General features: G+C 49.2%; 19 protein-coding genes. 3 read left to right on the forward strand and 16 right to left on the reverse strand.

Features of this window, described 5'->3' with window-relative positions; translation table 11 throughout:
* The first annotated feature begins 340 nt into the window (after positions 1–340).
* Positions 341–1,090, forward strand: a complete 750-nt coding sequence (locus QOX26_RS13450; protein ID WP_024345853.1) for a hypothetical protein — start codon at positions 341–343, stop codon at positions 1,088–1,090.
* 184 nt (positions 1,091–1,274) lie between these two features.
* The gene (locus QOX26_RS14410) at positions 1,275–1,448 is read left to right on the forward strand and encodes a YbaK/EbsC family protein (RefSeq protein ID WP_367401713.1); all 174 of its coding nucleotides are present in this window, start codon (positions 1,275–1,277) and stop codon (positions 1,446–1,448) included.
* A 429-nt stretch (positions 1,449–1,877) separates the two neighbouring features.
* Here QOX26_RS14410 and QOX26_RS13455 read toward each other — a convergent pair whose 3' ends face one another.
* The 13 genes from QOX26_RS13455 to QOX26_RS13515 all read right to left on the reverse strand — a co-directional run bounded on the left by QOX26_RS13455 (position 1,878) and on the right by QOX26_RS13515 (position 15,309).
* Positions 1,878–2,144 carry a helix-turn-helix domain-containing protein gene (locus QOX26_RS13455; RefSeq protein ID WP_024345854.1) on the reverse strand — a complete coding sequence of 89 codons (267 nt, stop codon included), beginning with the start codon at positions 2,142–2,144 and terminating at the stop codon, positions 1,878–1,880.
* A gap of 4 nt (positions 2,145–2,148) precedes the next feature.
* Entirely contained in the window at positions 2,149–3,966 is a 1,818-nt protein-coding gene (locus tag QOX26_RS13460) for a VirD4-like conjugal transfer protein, CD1115 family (RefSeq protein WP_283675493.1), read from the reverse strand.
* A gap of 13 nt (positions 3,967–3,979) precedes the next feature.
* A complete protein-coding gene (locus QOX26_RS13465; RefSeq protein WP_283675495.1) occupies positions 3,980–5,419 on the reverse strand; it encodes a DUF3991 domain-containing protein in 1,440 nt (479 codons plus the stop codon).
* Positions 5,420–5,595: 176 nt separating this feature from the next.
* Positions 5,596–8,637 (reverse strand): MobP3 family relaxase, encoded by a 3,042-nt coding sequence (mobP3, locus tag QOX26_RS13470; protein ID WP_283675496.1) that lies wholly within the window; start codon positions 8,635–8,637, stop codon positions 5,596–5,598.
* A gap of 2 nt (positions 8,638–8,639) precedes the next feature.
* Positions 8,640–9,062 carry a hypothetical protein gene (locus tag QOX26_RS13475; protein ID WP_024345918.1) on the reverse strand — a complete coding sequence of 141 codons (423 nt, stop codon included), beginning with the start codon at positions 9,060–9,062 and terminating at the stop codon, positions 8,640–8,642.
* 384 nt (positions 9,063–9,446) lie between these two features.
* A complete protein-coding gene (locus tag QOX26_RS13480; protein ID WP_283675497.1) occupies positions 9,447–10,469 on the reverse strand; it encodes a hypothetical protein in 1,023 nt (340 codons plus the stop codon).
* Between the two features lie 195 nt (positions 10,470–10,664).
* Entirely contained in the window at positions 10,665–10,844 is a 180-nt protein-coding gene (locus tag QOX26_RS13485; RefSeq protein ID WP_283675498.1) for a DUF6103 family protein, read from the reverse strand.
* Between the two features lie 145 nt (positions 10,845–10,989).
* Positions 10,990–11,244: a plasmid segregation centromere-binding protein ParR gene (locus tag QOX26_RS13490; protein ID WP_283675499.1), complete on the reverse strand. Its 255-nt coding sequence runs from the start codon at positions 11,242–11,244 to the stop codon at positions 10,990–10,992.
* Between the two features lie 34 nt (positions 11,245–11,278).
* Positions 11,279–12,160, reverse strand: a complete 882-nt coding sequence (locus QOX26_RS13495; protein WP_283675500.1) for a ParM/StbA family protein — start codon at positions 12,158–12,160, stop codon at positions 11,279–11,281.
* A gap of 30 nt (positions 12,161–12,190) precedes the next feature.
* The gene (locus tag QOX26_RS13500) at positions 12,191–12,541 is read right to left on the reverse strand and encodes a DUF6103 family protein (RefSeq protein ID WP_283675501.1); all 351 of its coding nucleotides are present in this window, start codon (positions 12,539–12,541) and stop codon (positions 12,191–12,193) included.
* A gap of 19 nt (positions 12,542–12,560) precedes the next feature.
* Positions 12,561–13,466, reverse strand: coding sequence for a DUF6329 domain-containing protein (locus tag QOX26_RS13505; protein WP_283675502.1), 906 nt, complete (start codon positions 13,464–13,466; stop codon positions 12,561–12,563).
* Positions 13,467–13,488: 22 nt separating this feature from the next.
* Complete coding sequence (locus QOX26_RS13510; protein ID WP_417765067.1) at positions 13,489–14,919, reverse strand: peptidoglycan DD-metalloendopeptidase family protein; 1,431 nt, start codon at positions 14,917–14,919, stop codon at positions 13,489–13,491.
* A gap of 141 nt (positions 14,920–15,060) precedes the next feature.
* Complete coding sequence (locus QOX26_RS13515) at positions 15,061–15,309, reverse strand: hypothetical protein (RefSeq protein WP_283675504.1); 249 nt, start codon at positions 15,307–15,309, stop codon at positions 15,061–15,063.
* Positions 15,310–15,430: 121 nt separating this feature from the next.
* On the opposite strand from QOX26_RS13515, the gene QOX26_RS13520 reads away from it, so the two are divergent.
* Positions 15,431–15,757: a helix-turn-helix transcriptional regulator gene (locus QOX26_RS13520; protein WP_154527372.1), complete on the forward strand. Its 327-nt coding sequence runs from the start codon at positions 15,431–15,433 to the stop codon at positions 15,755–15,757.
* Between the two features lie 33 nt (positions 15,758–15,790).
* Here QOX26_RS13520 and QOX26_RS13525 read toward each other — a convergent pair whose 3' ends face one another.
* Genes QOX26_RS13525 through QOX26_RS13535 form a run of 3 tightly spaced genes read right to left on the reverse strand, consistent with a single transcriptional unit; the run spans position 15,791 to position 19,230 of the window.
* On the reverse strand, positions 15,791–16,294 hold the full coding sequence (locus QOX26_RS13525; protein WP_154527370.1) for a gamma-glutamylcyclotransferase family protein: 504 nt from the start codon (positions 16,292–16,294) through the stop codon (positions 15,791–15,793).
* Positions 16,295–16,310: 16 nt separating this feature from the next.
* Positions 16,311–17,363 carry an amidoligase family protein gene (locus tag QOX26_RS13530; protein WP_283675505.1) on the reverse strand — a complete coding sequence of 351 codons (1,053 nt, stop codon included), beginning with the start codon at positions 17,361–17,363 and terminating at the stop codon, positions 16,311–16,313.
* 37 nt (positions 17,364–17,400) lie between these two features.
* Positions 17,401–19,230, reverse strand: a complete 1,830-nt coding sequence (locus tag QOX26_RS13535; RefSeq protein ID WP_283675506.1) for a VirB4 family type IV secretion system protein — start codon at positions 19,228–19,230, stop codon at positions 17,401–17,403.
* Positions 19,231–19,394 lie beyond the last annotated feature (164 nt).

Genomic DNA, 19,394 nt, shown 5'->3' on the forward strand with positions numbered 1-19,394 from the left:
TGCTCTTTTAAAATTCGGATAATCTGCTCTTCTGTGAATCTCTGTTTCATGTCAATCACTCCATTTTTCTCAGTTTATCATATCGTGACTAACATTTCCACTGGATCAGTTTTTCGGGATCAGGTCAACTGATCGTTACCTGTAGATAAATCCATTACTGAGAAAAACAACAAATATATCAACCTAAGATAGAATGAAAAATTAACTGACAAGGATTTTATTTGCAATAAACATTAAAAACAAATTGTAGCAATATTTAGCTAAGTTTTTTAAGTCAAAGCTTCGATAAAAATATTACGATGGAAATCCTTATTAGAAAAAACATAAAGGAGATTAAGATATGAAACAGTATATGCTCACAATACCCGCAGGTAAACGACTGATTGCTAAGGCTGTCGTGTCGTTACCGCAAATCAAGGATGCACTGGAGAACCACACGATTGTCATCATTTCAGGAAGTACCAACGGGTACATTGCAGAAGAGCTTCTGTCTGGAATTGGACAAGCGGGAGATTTTTCAAAAGCGTCGTTTATGCGAGGCATTAACTTGGGCCCTGATAAAAAAGCGACAGCTGGAAATTACTCCGAATCCGATATTGTTATTGAAAAAGGAATTTGGCAAAAAGGGAAGACAATTTTTGATGTCGCTTCGTTCTTAGGGCAGCATGACATCATTTTAAAAGGTGCCAATGCTGTAGATCCTGAGAGAAAACTGGCAGGTATTCAAATTGGTAATCCTGCCCTTGGTACCAGCGCAGCAATACTGCCCGCTGTTGTCGGAAGGCGCACAGAACTGGTTATTCCGGTAGGCTTGGAAAAACGGATATTCGGAAACATCGGGGAAATCGCTGCCAAATTAAATGATCCGACTTCCACTGGTTTACGGATGTTGCCAGTTAGCGGTACCATTATTACAGAATTAGAAGCGATCAAATTATTAACCGGCGTTTCTGCAGAACTCATTGCAGCGGGAGGAATTAAAGGTGCCGAGGGCTGCTGCTGGATTGGTATATCCGGAACTGAGGAGCAAGTAGATGTCGCGGGAGATATTCTTCGTGCCATAGCAAATGAACCACCTTTTGCTGAATAGCCAAATGGCGTTATCCTCTTCTGTTTTTATTCCACCCAGGCTTTCTAGCTACGCCGAACAAATCTGCAGACTTTTGCTGCTGCAACTGCCTTGCGGTAAAATATTAAAATCATAAATCTACGGAGGTTGTTATGACAGTTTAAATTGTAAAAGAATATTTTTTAATCTTGGTATAAGTGACCGAATCAAAGAATTCAGTGATTCTTGCGCCACAGTCGAGGAAGCGGCACAAACCATTGGCGTTGCACCTTCAAGAATAGCAAAAACCCTGACTCTGCGCAAAGAAGATTGGTGTATGATGTTGGTTATGGCAGGCAATGCGGGGATTGGGCAGCGTATCTACCTTCGCTATTCCTGATGCTGTTTCTGTTTATATTGATATCTCAGTCAGGCAATATGATACTTTGTTTCCGGCTTGCGCAAGCCCATGTCATGTCATTGAGCTATCTCCGGATGAGATATTTCAATACGGACATGCAATCGAATGAGTGCATGTATGCAAAGTTTTATAATGCCGTAACTACGTCTACCCGTTTCTGCTTCAGAAATTAACAAACTGAACTTTCAGAAAAACAAGCAATCACTCAAGCCACCTTCCTGCGATGTTCTTTATCCTGCATAGATGCAACGCTTCACTCAGCAATTATCCATATAACTCCTATGTTTTTTTCTGGAGTTTAGATCTTTTAGAGTGGGGGGCTTAACCTTCATGGTTCATCGTGACCCCTGCCACAGTCCACCCAAAAGGCAGACCTGCTCCTTGGCGGAACAGTCTGCCTTTTTCTTATTACTGCGTCTGGGCAATCAAAAAATAGAGATTGCTGCTCTTGCCACCATTTTCCCTCCACCGCTGTTCCTTGCGAAGATAACCTTGTATTTCCAAGTCGGTAAGGGCTCGTTTTACTGTGCTGCGGGATAAGTTCAGTTCCCTGGCAATGGTACCAATAGCCGGATAACATTTACCATCCCTATCAGCCCTGTCATGCAAATACATATAGACGGATTTTGCCCGATGCGGCAGCTCTGAGTTGTATACTGATGTAAAATAAGCCACAGGTTCACCTCCCTGGCCTTTGCTTCTGCTCCATGGGTTCCAGATTAATGGAGGGAGCCGGAGTATGTGCCATTCCTGCCGAAGGAGGCGATGTATACTCTGTTTCCTCCGGCTCCGGTTCAAAGGAAGCATTGCGCCGGATAATTTCTTCCTCCACCTTGCGACGGTCAGCATATTCCACCTTTCGTGCAGACTGCTCTGCAATTTCAAAAATTTTTCCGAAAGTAATACCCCATTCAAGGAATAACTTTAGCCGGGTTCGCATAGGACAGGTTCCTGTCTTTGTTACAACGAATCTTCCTTTGGGCATAGATTTCAGCTCATCTGGTGTCATTAGCGGTCTTTCGATCATCTGCAGGGACTGGCTGGGGTCGTTCTTTCCCCGGCTGACGGAACCGCTCATAACGGTCTGACTGCCGAGAGCCTTTGACAAAATCTGCGCCGATTCACTGTTGGGGGCAAAGCCTCCGAACACGGTATCCTGACAGTTATCTATGATGATGGCGGCGCCCTCTTTTCCGTAGTTTTTCTCTAACTGGGCAAAGCTCTGGATGATGGCAACAATGGACACACGGCGGGAACGGCTGGCTGAGAACATCATCTCTGCAGACTCAATTTTAGGTATGGTTCCAATCTCATCCAAAAACATCATGATACGGTTCGGGAGCTTACCTCCATACTCATCTGCTACCGAAAGAATTTCACGGTAGAGCTGCTGAACAATTAAGCTGATGATAAAATATTTCGTGTTATCTTCCTCTGGCATAACAAGGAAAACAGCGCTTTTCTGCTTACAGAACTTTTCTGCATCAATAGCGGTATCAAAGCACAGTATCTGCTCCAGCTCTGAGTCCAGGAATGCGTTAAGCCGGGACAGTGCTGTGGACAGGACACTCTGCATGGCCTGCTCTGCGCTGTTTAGAGCGGCGCCGGCAAACCACTTTGTTTTATGATCGTCCGGCAGGTGTGCCAGCAGCATCTGGAACAGTGTTCGTCCCTTGACACCGCTGGGCGCTAACAGATCTTGAATGAGCTTGAACACAGACACGATGTGCCGCTCTTTGGGCTCGCAGTATTCCGCAATCAGAAGGATTACAGAGGTTAATAGTCCTTCAGCGGCATCATAAAAGAAGGCATTCTGTCCAGCGGCAGAGCTGTCAAAGCCTCCCGAGCTGATGATGGTCTTAGCGGTTATTTTCGCATACTTCTCCGCTCTGGCCTTATATGCCAGACTCTCCGGATGGGCAAGGTATAAATCCATATAGCGGTTTACCAGATGAAGCAGATTGTTTCCGTCTGAGCGGGTGGGATTTCTTAGGTCAATGACTGACACCTGGTAGCCGTAGTAATCCTTTGCAATACCCGCATAGTTACGGTAAAGGTCACCCTTGGTATCGGTTGTGATAAAGCTCATGCCGGAAGCGCAGGCATACTCCAGGTTAGGATAGAGAAAATTAGCCGTCTTGCCAACACCTGCAGCACCGATCATCAGGCAGTGGACATCATCGTCATCCACTAACGCATAGCCGTGGGGAGCAGTTTTATCGAATAGGGACGCCTTTTGCCAGCCCACAATTAACCCTTGTGCCGTCGGGAGGTTTTCTCCCTTCCGCCATTTTTCCGGCTCATACCGGACTGCCGTGTATACTGTCTGTATTTCCTTTTTGGTTGCCCATCTTGCTGTACCATGCTGACCATCACCTACGGTTTTTGACTTGATACCGTTTAAAGTATAATAGTGAGCAAGCAGTGATAAAAAGCCGATCACACCAAACATGGTCAGTCCGGCAGCAAGCAGCGTTACAAGCTGCGACGTTTGCACAGTCATCCCTCCTTCACATCGTCATGGTAAAATTTACAGTTTGCACCTGCCTGGGCGCTTGCTCCTGCGCTTCCAGCACGATGAACATTTGCGCTTTCATACAGCTAAGCGCCAGTGTAAGGCAGGAACGCATAAAAAGCTTCTGTTCGTCTACCGTGCGGATTCCAGGAGTACGGATGCGGCTGGACACATCCCTCACGGCAATTCGAATATCCTCCGCTTTGGAGCGCAGCCAGCCCCTATCCTCATGAGGCTTGTATTCCGCCTGCAGCCAGCCTGCTACACGCTCCATGGATACCGGAATTTCCATCTGCCTGCAGGTATTCTGAATGGCTATTAAGGCACAAGCCACTGTCTGGCGGCATTGTTCCTCTAATATGTTTCGCTGGGGATTATCTGAGCGTAACAGGGGAGCCAGCTGTTCACATTCATTCAGCAGGCGGGCATTCGCCTCCTGATTCATTGACTGCATTCGACAAACCTCCAGCACTCCCGAACACACCCGCGGCAAAAGCATCAGCTTCGGATGCTCTTGTGCCGGAATAGGCTCGATGCCATGAAGAGCCTTTAAGTCCTCATTCCAGTCCTTAAACTCCGATTTGAGAACGGAAATGTCCATATGGGCAGGATCATAATAATTCTTCTCGCAGAGAATATCCTTGAGCCGGCCGGTGGCTTCAATCCCTGCCGGGTCATGGTCCAGACACAGCACCGGGTTCTTCAGATGTGTGTGCAGCTCCAACTGGCGCAGCAGGGCATGCTCCGATACGCCATCCAGCGTCACATAGCTGTGCTGCTTCCAGTCCTGCTTATTTAAGGTAATGAAGGACAGCATATCCACCGGAGCTTCAAAGACATAGAGGGTGTCACTTTCCCCGATCCAGTGGAAGCTATAACAGGGATCACTGCCCTCCACATTTCCCTTGTAAGGTTCACCCTGAGTATAAGTACCTCGTTTATGGGCGTGCCTGGCAACTGCATTCTCATCCAGCCCTACAAACACGGCGTTATGATACTGCTTATCCTCACAGATGAGCTTTTTGTGTGCAAAATGGGACAGGACGTCCCGGTCGATGAAGCGCTGCTTGATGAGATAGGCGAAAACCCTCCGCATGTCCGGGTTTTCCTCCGGCAGTGCAAATTCTTTACGGGGCGGAGGGGCGCTCTTCTCTGTCTGGTTCCATTCCACACCGGATTCCCCGCCAAGCAGAAAAGAGACTGCATCGGGGAAGCTCATATCGTAGAATTGCTGAATAAAGTCAATGGCGCGGCCGCCCTCCTTGCGGGAATGACGGAACCATTCGTTGCCCCGCACAGTAACACTGTCATACCGCTTCCAACGATATTCCCGGCCGGATCGAACCAACTGCTCGCCTTGCCGCTGGAGGAAGTCCACCAGATCCACTGCATTGGCCCGCTGCTTTTGTTCATCAGTAAAATATACATATGCCATGCCGAAGCACCTCCTTTATCGCTTGCGTTTCCCGCAGCGCATGTGCCCGTGGCGGACACAAAAAAATGCCGCCCGCTGATGAACGGACGGCTTGGGATACAATTGTTTTTGCTGTATGGAGGGCAGCTGTTTCGTCTGCCCATGAGATTGTTTTCGCATGGAAACCTCCTTCACATTTAATAGGCTGTAAATTTTTGTTCGTGATCGTCCGGAGCATGGCCCTGGGCGATCTTTTTCTGCCGGAGCCTTCTGCGCAGTTTGCTATCCGTGTGCATACCGGGAGCACCTGGCAGTCTTCTGGCTTCCTCCTGAAATATCCGGCTGGCATGATGTAAGAGCCGGGTGACAGCCAGAAATAGGGAAGGGTCCCGGAACGAATCCAGATGGTCAAGAAAAAACTGTGCATATAAATTGCCCTGTTCTGCAGAAAGGGTGAGCCATCGTACAGCGGCCTCCCGGTCATGGGGGGTATCCCGTCCCAGCAGATAAAGTTTACCGAGAGCGTATTGCGCATACTGGTTACCTTGTTCCGCCGAAGCCGTCAGCCAGCGTATGGCAACTTCTATATTCTTAGTAACATCTTCGCCAAGCAGATACAGCTTCCCAAGCTGGTACTGCGCATATTGATTTTCCTGTTCGGCGGCAGCGGTCAGCCAACGAATGGCATCTTCCATGTTTTTTGGAACATCCTCACCTTTCAGATAAAGCTTACCGAGCTGGTACTGTGCATATTGATTGCCTTGCTCCGCTGACTTTTGAAACAGTTCCAGCGCCTTGGAAATGTTCTTTGGCACATCCTCGCTAGTCAGGTACAGCTTCCCAAGCGCATACTGCGCAAATTGGTTGCCAAGGTCAGCAGATTTTGTCAGCCACTTTAATGCGGCATCCATATCCTTGGGTGTGTCATCTCCCTGCAGATAGAGCTTTCCCAGCGCATAGGCGGCGTAGGAATTATCCTGCTCTGCTGCCAGTGTAAAAAGCGCAATTGCTTTTGATATATCCTTTTCTACATGATTTCCGTCCCGGAAAAGCTTTCCGAGAGCATATTGTGCCAGCGCATTGCCGTTGTCCGCTGATATTGTGAGCCATAGGATGGCTTTCTCCGCGTTAAAATGCCCGCTGTCCGCATCCAGATAAATTTTCCCCAGCATATATTGTGCGTGGACATTCCCCAGCCGGGCAGATTTTTCAAAATAGCGAAGAGCCTCGTCCACATCTTTTTCTGTTCCGGTTCCGGTGTAAAGCATCTGTCCAAGGCGGTATTGCAGCTTGTCATCACGACTTTGCCGTTCCATCTGCAAAAAGCCCTGGAAGGCGGCCTCAAAGTGCAGGTCCGCTTCGTCAGCGTTTGGCGCTGTTCCAACTCCGTCCCGATACATCTTTGCCAGCTCATAATCCGCATAGGGCATTCCCTGAGTAGCGGAGCGTTGGTACAGGCTGAATGCCGTCTGAAAATCATGCTCCACACCCTGGCCCCGGTAATATAAACCGCCAAGGGAATATTGGGCGTATTTGTGACGCTTGGAAGCCGCTTGCTGAAACCAGTCTGCCGCTTCTGCGTAGTTCTGCTCCGTGCCAAGTCCCGCTGCATAAAGCTTACCGATACGATATTCTATATACCGATGTTCCTTTTTGGCTTCAATCGCCATAAAAGCGGTAAGAGCCTTTCCGTACCAGACAAAGGCAGTATCTGCATCAATCTCTGTACCCAGACCGTCTGTGTACATTCTTCCCAGATCATGCATGGCAAGGGCATTGCCGTCTTCCGCTTCCAGCAGAAATAGGGCAAGGGCCTGTTCAAAGTCCGGCTCTAAAAGATCACTGCCGTATAGGAATGCTCGGGCCTGCTTATAGCGGCTGTTCCATGCGATATGTGGTTCACCGCTGGATGACACTGTATCCGTACTGCCGGAATGTACGTTGGTCGATTCGAAGTCATGATCGTTGTCAGGCTCGGACCGATCGTCTTCTGCTTCCCCAGTCAATTCCTCGTCAGGCTCCGTATCTGGCATCACTTCCAGATCCTCCGGAATGAACGTTTCCTCCATGATAGGTTCATACTCCAGAGGCGGTTCCGCCTGATCATCCCCCTCAAAGGTGAACTCCTGATTGCCCAGCCGGACTGCTTCCGCAATTACCATATTCTTTATCTGTTTAAATTCCTTTTGCTGAGAAAGAGGGAGTGGTGGCGGAAGCTCATCTCTGTAAGTACGCAGTACCTCATTGCGAAGCTCGTACCATTGGGCGTAAGCCGCTGCCACACGTTCTTCCTTCGCCAGTTCATCCACGATCCGGTTCACCAGTTCCTTAACTGGTGCTTTTAGATAGCCATACTGCTTTTTACCGGTGGTGTGCCGAAGCCGTTCTGCCAGCTGAGAAAGTAGTTCCTCCAGCACGGGATTGTCACAGGCACCGGTCTGCATTTGTACCAGAAGTACCTGCAGGGCATCCCGACTCTGCGATGTCAGTGCATTTCTACGCTCTGTCTGCTCTGCATAAATCTGGAGCAGATCCTGCTGAAAGATTTCCCGCGCCAGACTGCTTCGCATGGCTTCAATGCCCGGCTTTGTTACAAAGCCCTCACGGGGATCAACCGAATACACAATCATATGGCAGTGAGGGTGATGTCCCTCATCGTGATAGGCAGCATACCACCGCAGGTTCTCCGGTTCGATTTTCATCTGCTGGGCAAAGACATTCCGCTGCTTACGCAGCAGCGCCATCCATGCGGCGGCATTGTCATACCCCAGCCGGGCGGCATCTTCCCGCCGCAACGATATGATGGGCGTCCAGATGTTTCCGGTATGTTCCGCCACCTCCTGCGCTGTCTGTGACAATACCAGCGGAATATCCTCATCGGAGAAAAGGCCATGGGTATCCAGTCGTTCAGCATGAGGGCGGGTAGCAATATAGTTGACATAGACTTCCTTGTGTGCCAGCTGGTCAAGATTCTGATCCAAGGCAGCGGAGATAAATTCAGAGGCGTTTTCCATGGTAGGCTTCGCCAGATAATCCTCATACTCGAACAGCCCGGTGGAATCCGGAAACTGCTCCAAAATATCCGATACCAGCAGCTTTTGCTTTTCCGTGACAGGACGGTTTCGCATCCGCTCCGGAAGCTTTTCTACACCATCCCGTGTGGCAACATAGGTTACCAGATTTTCCGCATGAGCCGCCGCATTTTTTAAGTAACGGCATTTAAAGATAATTCGCGGCATGATCAGTCACGCCTTTCCCGCTTCTGAAAGCTTACTACATCCTCAAAGGTTACGGAGCCCACTGACCGCTTCACGTCCTCCACACATTTGCCGCGGAGCTTGCGCAGCGTGTTTTCATCGTAATCTGCATTGACGGCAAGGATATTCATCATCATGCTCATTTCCACCGCCAGCTTGAAGGTAAGCCGTGCCATGCGGTTTTCCAGACCATCCACCATGCCGGTCATGGCCGAAGTAATTGCTGCAGGGAGGAACCGGACGCCTTCCTCTGCTGAGATATAGCCGCAGTAGAATTTAATCGCCTTTTCAATGAATTCACTCTGGCTCTGGCAGTTATCTCTTTTGTACCAGTCTGCCACCAGCTGTCTGGTTTCCGGATACATCCACAAAGGGAACTTTTTTTTGATTTTTTCTTCTTCTGACATAACAAACCTCCGTTTCTATCAAAAAAGAGCTGCAACACCTGTCGCAACCCCTATGAAAAGCCGTTATTTCCCGCCTTTATCGGTATTCTGTTTCCCTTACAACCCCGGAGGCAACTCCTTGGGTGTTATTACGACCCCGGTGAAAAACCGTTTTTCTCCCCGCATTGCGGGGAGATTTGAGCCGGAGCGGGGCGTTTACGACCCCGCTCCTTTAACCCGCATCGTTTTCGACCCCATGGTTCATCACGACTTTCCTTGTTTCGCCAGCCGTCAAGCTTGTGCGCACACGGCTCCAACAAGGGGCTACAGACCCTTATGGTGTAACGCTGCCACACCAGCCGGAAGAACGCGACACTGGGGCACACGGGCGGTAACGTGGCGTATCTACATCTGCTGCGTGTCTGGGCCTGTCAGCGGCTCGGATTCCTCCAGTGTCATACCCTCCTGCTTCAGGCAATAGTTCTGCATTTTGCTCAGCAAAAGCTCCTTTTCATGATCATCCAGCTGATAGGCCAGTTCTTCGCAGGAGCCATTCCCACGATTCAGGACAATGCCCAAGGTATCATACACCTGTCCATGAACGGTATCATAGTTGGCATAGACATTGATCCAGTCATCGTTATTCGCTGTTTCCACATGGGTTCCGAATATCTCGTCCACGTTGAAGGGGACATTGACATAAAAATTGAGGCGCCCATCCGTTTCCATGATCTCGTCTGAAAAGGAGATATCACCTTCCTCCAGCTTGCGGCAGCCTGCCGTGATCAGTGGAGCAGGCTGTGTCAGCTCACGACCTTCGAGATGTTCAAGAAAAATAGGCCAGCGCTTATCCTCTGGAAGATAATTGGCACGGTAGGCGTAATAGGCTGCAGTGCCGGTGTCCTTCATGGAGTAAGCCTTCCAACCATCCATGATATTGACTCCAGAAATCATTTGCCGGTCAAAGTCAATGTCAAACACGCCGGTGATCTGACCGGTATTGTCCATCCGATTTTTTACGTTTTCTTCAAATTGTACGGCGTTGATGGAAACAGAATTCCGGAACAGAGCTGTAAAGCTCTCCGGCTGATATTTTAGCTCACCGCGCTGGTATCTGCGTACCAACAACGCCAGCTGCATCAGCTCCAGGCAATAATCCGATTCGAAGCAATGGCTGTCGCCGTTTTCTGTCACATGGTATACGGAAAACCGTCGCATCTCCTGTGCGCGCTGCTCAGCAGCAAGGCGTTCTGCATTGATCCGGTTCTCAATTTCAATTCGCTCCTGTTCGGGAACGGTTTGTATATATAGCTCCACCAGCTTTTCCTGCATGATAGCTTTTATATCAGTGCCTTTTTCATAAAGGATATCCGACAGTGCGGTATATTGGTATTTATTGAGCCAAAGCTCGATTGATTCGTCACCCATTTCAATCCTCCTGTCATTTTAGAGTTTAAGATTCATGCCGGGTACCTGCTCTTCGCCCTGCGAGGATTCATAAGAGCCGAATTCACAGATACTCTCAATCCGGGATAGAAAGACCTTTTCGTTTTGATCCTCCTTCCATCCACACACTGATTTTCGCAGCGCGAACCTCAGAGAAAAAAAGAGGCAGCGCTCACACTACGCGCCACCTTCCACCGCTGCTTCAATTCGTTCCCGCACTTCAGAGGGAACATACTTTTCATAAAGTGCAGGAAGCACCGATTCCAGTCCTTCCTGCAGCTCTGCTTCAGTTCGATACTGCCGGAGGGCCTCCAGCCTTTCTGTGCTGTAACAAACAGAAATTACCGCTGTTTTCATAGATAACATCTCCTTTTCATAGAATTATTGAATAAATAAGTGAGCCAAGTTGGTGCATACCGTTTACACCCATACCGAAAAACTGCGCCAAATTGGTGCAAGTTATTTTTTTCCTCAACAGGTATTAGGCAGGGAAGTGGAGCCGCTACAATTCCTCCAACGCGTGGATCAGGCTGTCAGGAAGCTCTTCCAGATGCACAACGGCCTCCGGGACATTTGTCGAAGAAGGGACTGTTACCCGGAGCTGATTCAGTTCTTCCCGAACAGCCTGCCGCACCACCTGTTCCAGCTGAACATTTTGCTCTAAGGCGAGAATACTGGACACCACAAATTCTGTGCGCTGGCGGCTGGCCTGCTGCGTGAACAGCCGCTCGGCCTCCCGGTGTCTGGGATCGTCCATATCAAAGGACAGATAGTAACGCTTGCGCATATTCCTAACCCAGCAGAAGCTTGTATCCGTCTGCATTTGCAAACCGGTTCAGCACCGCCACAGTATTGAGTCCATCCCCGCGCAGCCGGGATTCCAGAAGTTCAGCACCACCGCCCGCAAACACAGTGGGGAGCCGCAGATCAAGCCCTCGTTCCCGGAGTGCATTAAACAGCTCTTTGCAGTAGGCCAAGACCTCTTGCTCCACAGCTTCTTCGATCTGCCTGCTGGCAGTATGCTGAATATTGCCCTGGATAGCATCGGTTATTAAGGTGTCTGAAAGCAGGATACCGCTTCGTTGAAGGGTATCCTGAATGCGGCTGTATAAGGTGATGATTCCCATCCGAAGGCTGGCACAGCTGGCTCTATCCAGTCTGAAATTGTGGACGGTAAGAACATCCACCGTATATCCGCCGATATCAACGAGGGTAATACTGCGGTATTCCTTCAGCTGAGGATAATAGCGGCACAACGCCGCATGTCCCTGTGCGAACACCTTACAGTCTGTAATACGACACTGGTAAGGTCTGCCCTCAAACACAAAGGAGACATCTTCCCGCAGAAAATACCGGTGGAACGCCTCCTTTTGTGTACCATAGCTGTCAATGGGAAGCCCCACACCCAGCATAATGTCGGTACTGCTCACACCCACGCGTTTCATGGCTTCCGCAATGGCCGGCAGGGTAAGAATAAACGCATCCTGCTCTCTGGTTTTATCCTGTTGAAAGCGCAGGCGACGTTCTCCAATCGCGTAATAGCTGCCCTCATAGAACAGCTGCATTTCCGGTGTAATGAATTCCCGGTCGCTGACCGCAAAGCCGGAGGCATAAAGCATCCCCTCCGAGGATTTTGTATTGTAATTTCCATTGTCTATGCCAAGCTTAATCATGGCTAACACCTCCTTGTTCTTTTTCTGTTGTTACATACTCATGTTCATGCTCTGGTTTTCCTGAGGCGAATCCTCCGAGGGTTCTTCTTGAGGGGGAGCGTCCATTTGAGGCTCAGCAGCAGCCAGCTCTCTCTGGCGGCGGCTTTGGCGTACCGGACGTTCTCTAACTGCGGGAGCCCCCGGTGGTTCCTGTGTTGCGGGCGTCTGCTCCATGCGGCTCTCCACATATTCCCTCACCTGCGTCGGAACTGCCTTTTCATAGGTTTTATCCAGATAATCCTGCAGCTCCTGTTCAATGGTAAGCTCCTTTTTATCCATGAAAAAGCGGAGGGCTTCCAGCTTTTCCGTTGGGAAGGACAGCTTCAATTCGGTTGTACTCATGGGTTAATTCCTCCTTCTTTTACAATTTCAGTTCCATGCCGGGAGTATCCTCCGGCTCTCTGACCCAGCGGTCATAATCCTCACAGGGACAATCCCCGGCAAGCATCCGGGCGAATTCAGTCAGACGCTGAGAGGATACTCCCGCACACTCCGCCTGCATGCCATAAATTCCGTGAAACACTCTAAGTACCTGTGCATTCAGCACATCCTCCCATGCCTGTTTTCCTTCCTCTGTCAAGGTGGCAGAGTCAAGATACACAATGGTGGAAGGGTCCATATCCACCTCGTGATGCACAAGATGGAGGTTTTCAAAAGGTACACGGATCAGCTCCTTTAAGCGCAATGTTTGATCTCCGGCATCCCCTTCACTCAAAGTGTCATTCTCCAGATTTGGGCAGTAATCCAGATAGAAGGTCATGTCGAGACCGTCCTCCAATGGTTCAATTTCAGCCATTTCCTGCCGAACCGAGAGAAGGTCACACAGCATCGTGCTGATGTAATCGCTGTCCTTTAGATTCACACCATGCTGCTCTTGTATCTCATCAAAATAAATGGCCCATGTGCCATTGGAGGTGCTTTGAGTACCTTCCCGAATAATCTGGTTCGCAAGCTCATTTAATTGGGTGGTCAGATAATCTCTTGCCCCCGGAAGATAACTGGAATACCTGGCATAGCCAAATCCCTCTGCTTCAACAAGAACACCATCAGATTGGTTTTCTCCCAACACCAGAAGACAATGGTATGTTCCGTTTTTCTCCATGTACATGGAATCGGTACTCTCTGAAATAAAGGGAGCGTCCCGAAGCAATCCGGAACGGAAACGGGTATATTCCGCTTCCGGAAGCTCCACTGCCTTTTCAATCACACACTCCCTTAAAGGGAACTCTGATACCTTTCGTTCAAATATTGCCTGTAGCTTCAACATAGCGTACTCCTTTCTTTTCTGCCTATGGCAGATAGCTTCTTGGGTTTTGGGCCGTTCCGTTTATCCGCACCTCAAAATGCAGATGGTTCCCGGTGCTTCGTCCGGTTGAGCCCACCTTCGCCACAATTTCTCCGGCCTTTACCGTCTGTCCTTGCGTAACAAGCAAGTCCGAGCAATGTCCGTACAGAGTGACCACTCCTCCGCCATGGTCAATGGTCAAATAATATCCGTATCCGGTGCTGCCATAGCTAACCGTCTGTACGGTTCCAGCGGCAGCTGCACGGATTGGAGTCCCCTTAGACGCCCCCAGGTCAAGTCCGGAATGTCCCGACCATGCTCCGGTGATGGGATCTGTTCTTCCGCCAAACTCCGAAGTGACCATGGAGCGCCAGCCGTTTCCCAACGGGGAGTGCAAACCAGAGGAAGATGCCTGAGCTTTATTTTCAACATAGGGTCTTGCATACAGCACCTGCTTATCTGCATCAAACAAATTCCGGTATACCACCTGTCCTCGAGAGGAGGAGGCATCTACTACCTTGCCATCACCTGCATAGATGCCGACATGGGTAATATTGAGATAACGTCCATTTACCTTATGGCTCCAGAACACCAGATCACCAGATGCCAGGTTGGACTTTGAAATGGTAAGTCCATTGTTCACACAGTATTTACCTTGCTCGGCAGCGGTACCGGGGAGCTTAACTCCCAACTGGCGGTATACCCACTGCACCAAATAGCTGCAGTCCGTATAATCGCCCTGCCCACGACGCTCCTGTGAATAGGGATCTCCCAGACGGGACAGTGCAAGCTGAACAGCCCCAGCTCCAGTCTCACCCACAGGCAAATCATAGGTCAGACCAGAGAGCTGGTCCGGCATCCAGTCTGCCCACTGGTCAAAACCATCGCCTTCACCGGGTGCGCCAGTTCCATGCAATGCCCGGTAATAGATTTCTGATGCATTCGCCTGCTTCTCGTAGGAAATATACAGACCAAGCGTTTCTTCCAGTCTTGCATAAATTTCCGGCAGGGAGGTAAGGGGAACCGCTACGGTATAGGTCTCCTTATGCTCCACCTTATCCTCGTCTGTCCAGGTGCGGGTTCGTTCTTCATAACGGACGAAGCAGTCCGCAAATACCTGGTAATCCATCCCACGCAGGGAATCTGCGCCGAAATACAGAGCATAAAAAATGGCCTTGACCTGTGTGGAGTCAAGGCTTCCATCCTCTATCAGGGGAGTGATTTCTGAGATTGCCGTGTCCAGCTCTGAGAAGCTTTGTCGCATGTCCTCAATGTACTGCCGGTAGTCCTCCGGCACCTGACCGGATATAACGCCACCATGAAAAGAAAGTGCAACAGCGGCATTGTTGTGGTTTGCGGTTCCTGATAAAAGACTTGTGATCATGACGATGATCAGAATAAAGGGCGTTAATATGGTAGCGATGAGAACACCCACCGCCTTCCATGTTCGTTTATTAGATGCGGCCGCAATTGCTGCTTTGACTGCAAGTGTGATGGTTGCAGGATCTGCCATGGATAACCTCCTTTCAAACACATATGCCCTCCGGAGAATTCCCGGAGGGCATATGTGTTTTCCTCATTCAATTAATTGATCTTGTTTAATACCAAGCCGGCTGCGAAAGTCTAAATGCTCCTGTTCCAGACGTTTCCATTCACTGTCTGCCTCTTCAAATTTTGCAAGAGCATCTGCCATCTGCGGAGAATCATAGGGTACCTTTCGTTCTACCAGTCTGCGCAGCTCACTTCTGTGCTTTTCCACCTTGTGTCCCAGCAGGTATAACCGCCCTGCTTGCTTGATCAACTTTGCTTTTTCCTTTGATGTCATTCTCTTATTTCCTCCGTTCTTATATCTTTTAGTTAGCTTCAAGAGATATTATAATTCTCTTATAGCTTATTTTCAAGTGGAATTGGAAACTATAAGCTAATAAATAAAGGAGCTGATAGAGATGGAAACTAAATTAGAGAAGGGGGCGTTGGGCGCTGCGATCCGTGCGGCACGGCTGGAGCAGCACTATACCCACGAAGCACTGTCCGAACTGGTTGGCATCACCCCCACGCACTTAAAGCATATTGAGAGTGAACACCGTAAGCCTTCCATTGATTTGCTGTATCGTCTGGTTCAGGCATTGAACCTTTCGCTGGATGCTCTGTTCTTCCCGGAACGAGAGGATGAAGTCTTTCGCAAAACCGAGCGGCGTATGCGACAATGCAATGAAAGCCAGTTGCGCATTCTGTACGCAACTATGGAAGCAATGCAGAAGGAAGAGAAGTAGAACAGGTCGTACCGAAAGGTACGGCTTGTTTTTTTACCACCATCTCTGCCCAAACAAATTGCCCTGTTCCGGCTCGGCTTCCTGCTGTTCCTGTGCCAGACGGATAGACTTTTCCACCGCCTGTTCCAGAAAATCCGAATCAAAGCCTGCGGATTTGTAGCCTTCCAGAATCGTGTTAAGATAGTAATCTGACGGCGCACCCAGCGGATGACCGTCATTCATCACATACACCATGGCATTAACAGATCGGCCGCCAAGCTCCACGGGAAACAGCTCTTTGCGGTAAAAATTCGGGTAACCCTCATAACGGTCAAGTGCAAGCTCATCCTTGGGGCGAACCTTCCACAGAAGCACAGGAACGCTGGACCCCGCAAGAGGTTCCACCGTTGCAACAGCACTGCTCCGACTGCCACGGAATAATAGTTCATAGTCCTTGATTTCGCTTACCCCCACCACCTTGGCAGTAGGGCACCGAAAAGACATCTGTGGCAGATTTAGGTTACTGCCATAGGCAATATACAGGGTTTCATTTTTCATATTTGAATACCTCCTTTTACATTGACATAGAAAGGCCGGGGCTTTGCTCATCAACCCCGGCCTGTTCCTGCTCATTTTCAATTGTTTGCTCTAATTGCGATGAGGGTGTATGAGCTGCTTCCTCCAGAGCCTTTTCTTTTTTCTGTCTTAATCGTTCCTTTTGCTGCTGAGCCTGTGCAGGGTCTTTCCACGCAATACAGCCATCCAAATGTTCCAGCAGGTGAAGCCTTGCAGTCTTAAATTCATCCCCGATGAGTCCAAGGCGCAGAAGCCAGGTGCGAAAGGTATATTTTTCATTAGTGCTTTGGGTCTTTGTACGGCTGGCGCACTTCTGATTCAGGGCTTGTGCGGAAATTGCCATACACAGCTGAATGTACGACTTAATCTTACCGGCATGGGTGGTGCTGTTGAATAAACGGAACTCTACCGTACCTTTCTGGAACACACTATGGAGGTTAAGGCAATGATAACGACTATCGTGATAATGCTCGTGGCGGCCATCCTCTCCGTCATACCAGATACGGCTGACCTGCTCCAGCGATTTGGGTCTGCGGCGATTGAGTTCTTCCAGAAAACGATTGTCCACCGGCTTACACCAGCGGTGCTGTCTGGCTACGGTTACCTGCAGTGCCTTGTAGATCATATCCTCCTTGGCAGCCATGATGTTAGTGATGTTTCGCAGTGTATTGGCATCAAAGGGGGAGGCATCCACATGCACATGGATGCCGCAACTGGAGTTTGCAATGGCACCGGCATCACGCAGCTTGCGGATCAGCTCCTGCACGGTTTCGATATCCTCCCAGCGGCAGATCGGGCTGACCATCTCGGTTTTGTATTCATCCGAAGCTGATATGGTTTGACGCCCGGATTTACGCTGGGGCGTGATACTGGCATCGCTCATAAACTTCCACTTCCGTCCCTGGGAATCCAAAGCAGAGTAGGTATTATAATAGGTTCCGTCATAGTGGCTGTCGGTCCCAAAGTATTCCGCAGCAACCTTTGCCGCCTGTTCACGGGTCACGCCGGTTATCTCTATCTCAATGCCGAAGCGCTGCTCTCTCATGTCCATAGACTATCCTCCCTTCGCCCTATGTTTCGGGTGGTCATTAGCGACCTCCGGCTTTTCCGAACAGCTTTGCCTTATGCTCTGGTGCATGAACCATCAGGTTGTACCGCTCATTGCCGCATTTATAAAGACACACACCCTGCTGGGGATAGCGGATCAGCTCATATTCTGATTTCTCCAGCTGGAGGGTATCCATATAAAACTTAGCATCAATAGAGCCTGCGTTGAACAGGAACTGGTGGGTTGGAATGGAGAACAAGGGCTTGGTCAGCTCACGGATATGCTCTACGTTGAAATCCTCCAAATTCTGTGATGCCAGGATAACGGCGCTTTCTTTTTTTCTGACTCGTTTCATAAAATTACGGATGTATTCAATGGCGGTGAGATTCGTCAGGAACAGGTATAGCTCGTCGATGCTGGCCGCAGTATTTCCGGTAGTCAAAAGCTCGTTGCTCATGTAGGAAAGCACGTTAAACAACAAGGCGTTACGCAAATTCTTGCTTGCATTTAGCACACCCTTGACACCGAAGGTAATAAAATCATTGCTGGTGATATTGGTATGGCCGTTAAAAAACTTGGACTCCGCTCCTTTACACATGGAGTGAAGTCCAAGGCAGATTTCTCGAAGAGAATCGGCTGTATAGAGCTGGCGGTGGCTTTCATCGAAGCCCTTATATTCCTTTTCAATGAGGTCGTACAGATCAGATAAAATCGGGTAATCTGAATGATTTAAGCGATCAAAATTGCTGTGGTCCGTGATGCCCCATTTTTCATAGAGCTTTCCCAGCATGATTTCAATGGTGTCAATCTCCCGATCCGTAAAGTCCTTGTAGGTGCGGAAAAAATCCTTTAGAAAGCTGATATGCTGGCTGAGCTTGCTGGTCTGACGGAATGCCTGGGGTGCGTCCATATCTTTGGGATCACCAGTTTCATCCCAGCTTTTTGGCTCCAACACATTGATGATGAACTCGCCGGACATGAGGTCGATAAAACAGCCCCCGAGATTAAGGGTCAGATCCTCATACTCCATTTCCGGATCTAACCCGATAATATGCATACCGGATTCTCGCAGGTTGCATAGAATCAACTTTAGCAGGTAACTCTTACCCTGACCGGAGTTGCCAAGGATTAGAATATTGGCGTTGGTCTTGTCATCGGCGCGGCGGTTGAAGTCTGCCAGAATATTACTTCCAAACTTATCCCTGCCGAGGTAGAAACCATTGGGGTCGGTTTTTCCGGAGTAATTAAAAGGATACAGATTGGCGACAGAACTGGCAGGCAACACCCGTTCAAACTGATCCCCAAACACATTCCAGCCGGAGGGCATGACGCAGATAAAACCTTGCTGCTGGCGCAGCATCAGCCGATCCACGTTAAGTTTGGAGCGTACCAACTCTGTCAGGACTTCCGTCTGCAGAAGCTTCAGCTGGTCATAATCATGGGATGTCAGCTCAATGTATACAGCGGCATGGAGCAGAGGCTCCCGGCTCCGATGCATTTGTGCCACAATGGTGGCCACGTCCTGTAGATTTGACTCTGCGGTCACAGTCTGCTGGAGATCCTGTGTACTGGTTCTCTGCATCCGGTTTTTATTGGCAGCGTTTGTGATGATTTTCTTTTCTTCCACTGGGGTGACATGTCGGGTATAAAGGTGCAGGGTAACGCCATCCTTCTCCCCAAGGTGCCGGAGGATAGCCCGTTCATCGGTTGCAGTAGGATATTCCCGGAGTGCCCAAACACAGCGGTAGGTATTGCCGCAGATGAAATGGTCGGTATTAAACTTGATTACCGAAGGGGCAATCATATCCAGAAATTCTTGTATCCGCACATCCTCCTGCGGCTGGGCTTTTGTTTTCACTTTTCTTGACATGAGCATCTTCCTTTCTGAGTTTGAATTTGGGTATTGAAAAAGCCGCCACAGTTTGTGACGGCTTAAAAAATAGTGATTAGGAAATGGAAATCAAGTTTTTATTAATTATAAAATCAATTTCATATTGACACTTTTCGATTTGATGCATATAATAGTCATATCGA

Origin of the sequence: Butyricicoccus sp. Marseille-Q5471 (genome assembly GCF_951230135.1) — a bacterium.
Classification (GTDB): domain Bacteria; phylum Bacillota; class Clostridia; order Oscillospirales; family Butyricicoccaceae; genus Agathobaculum.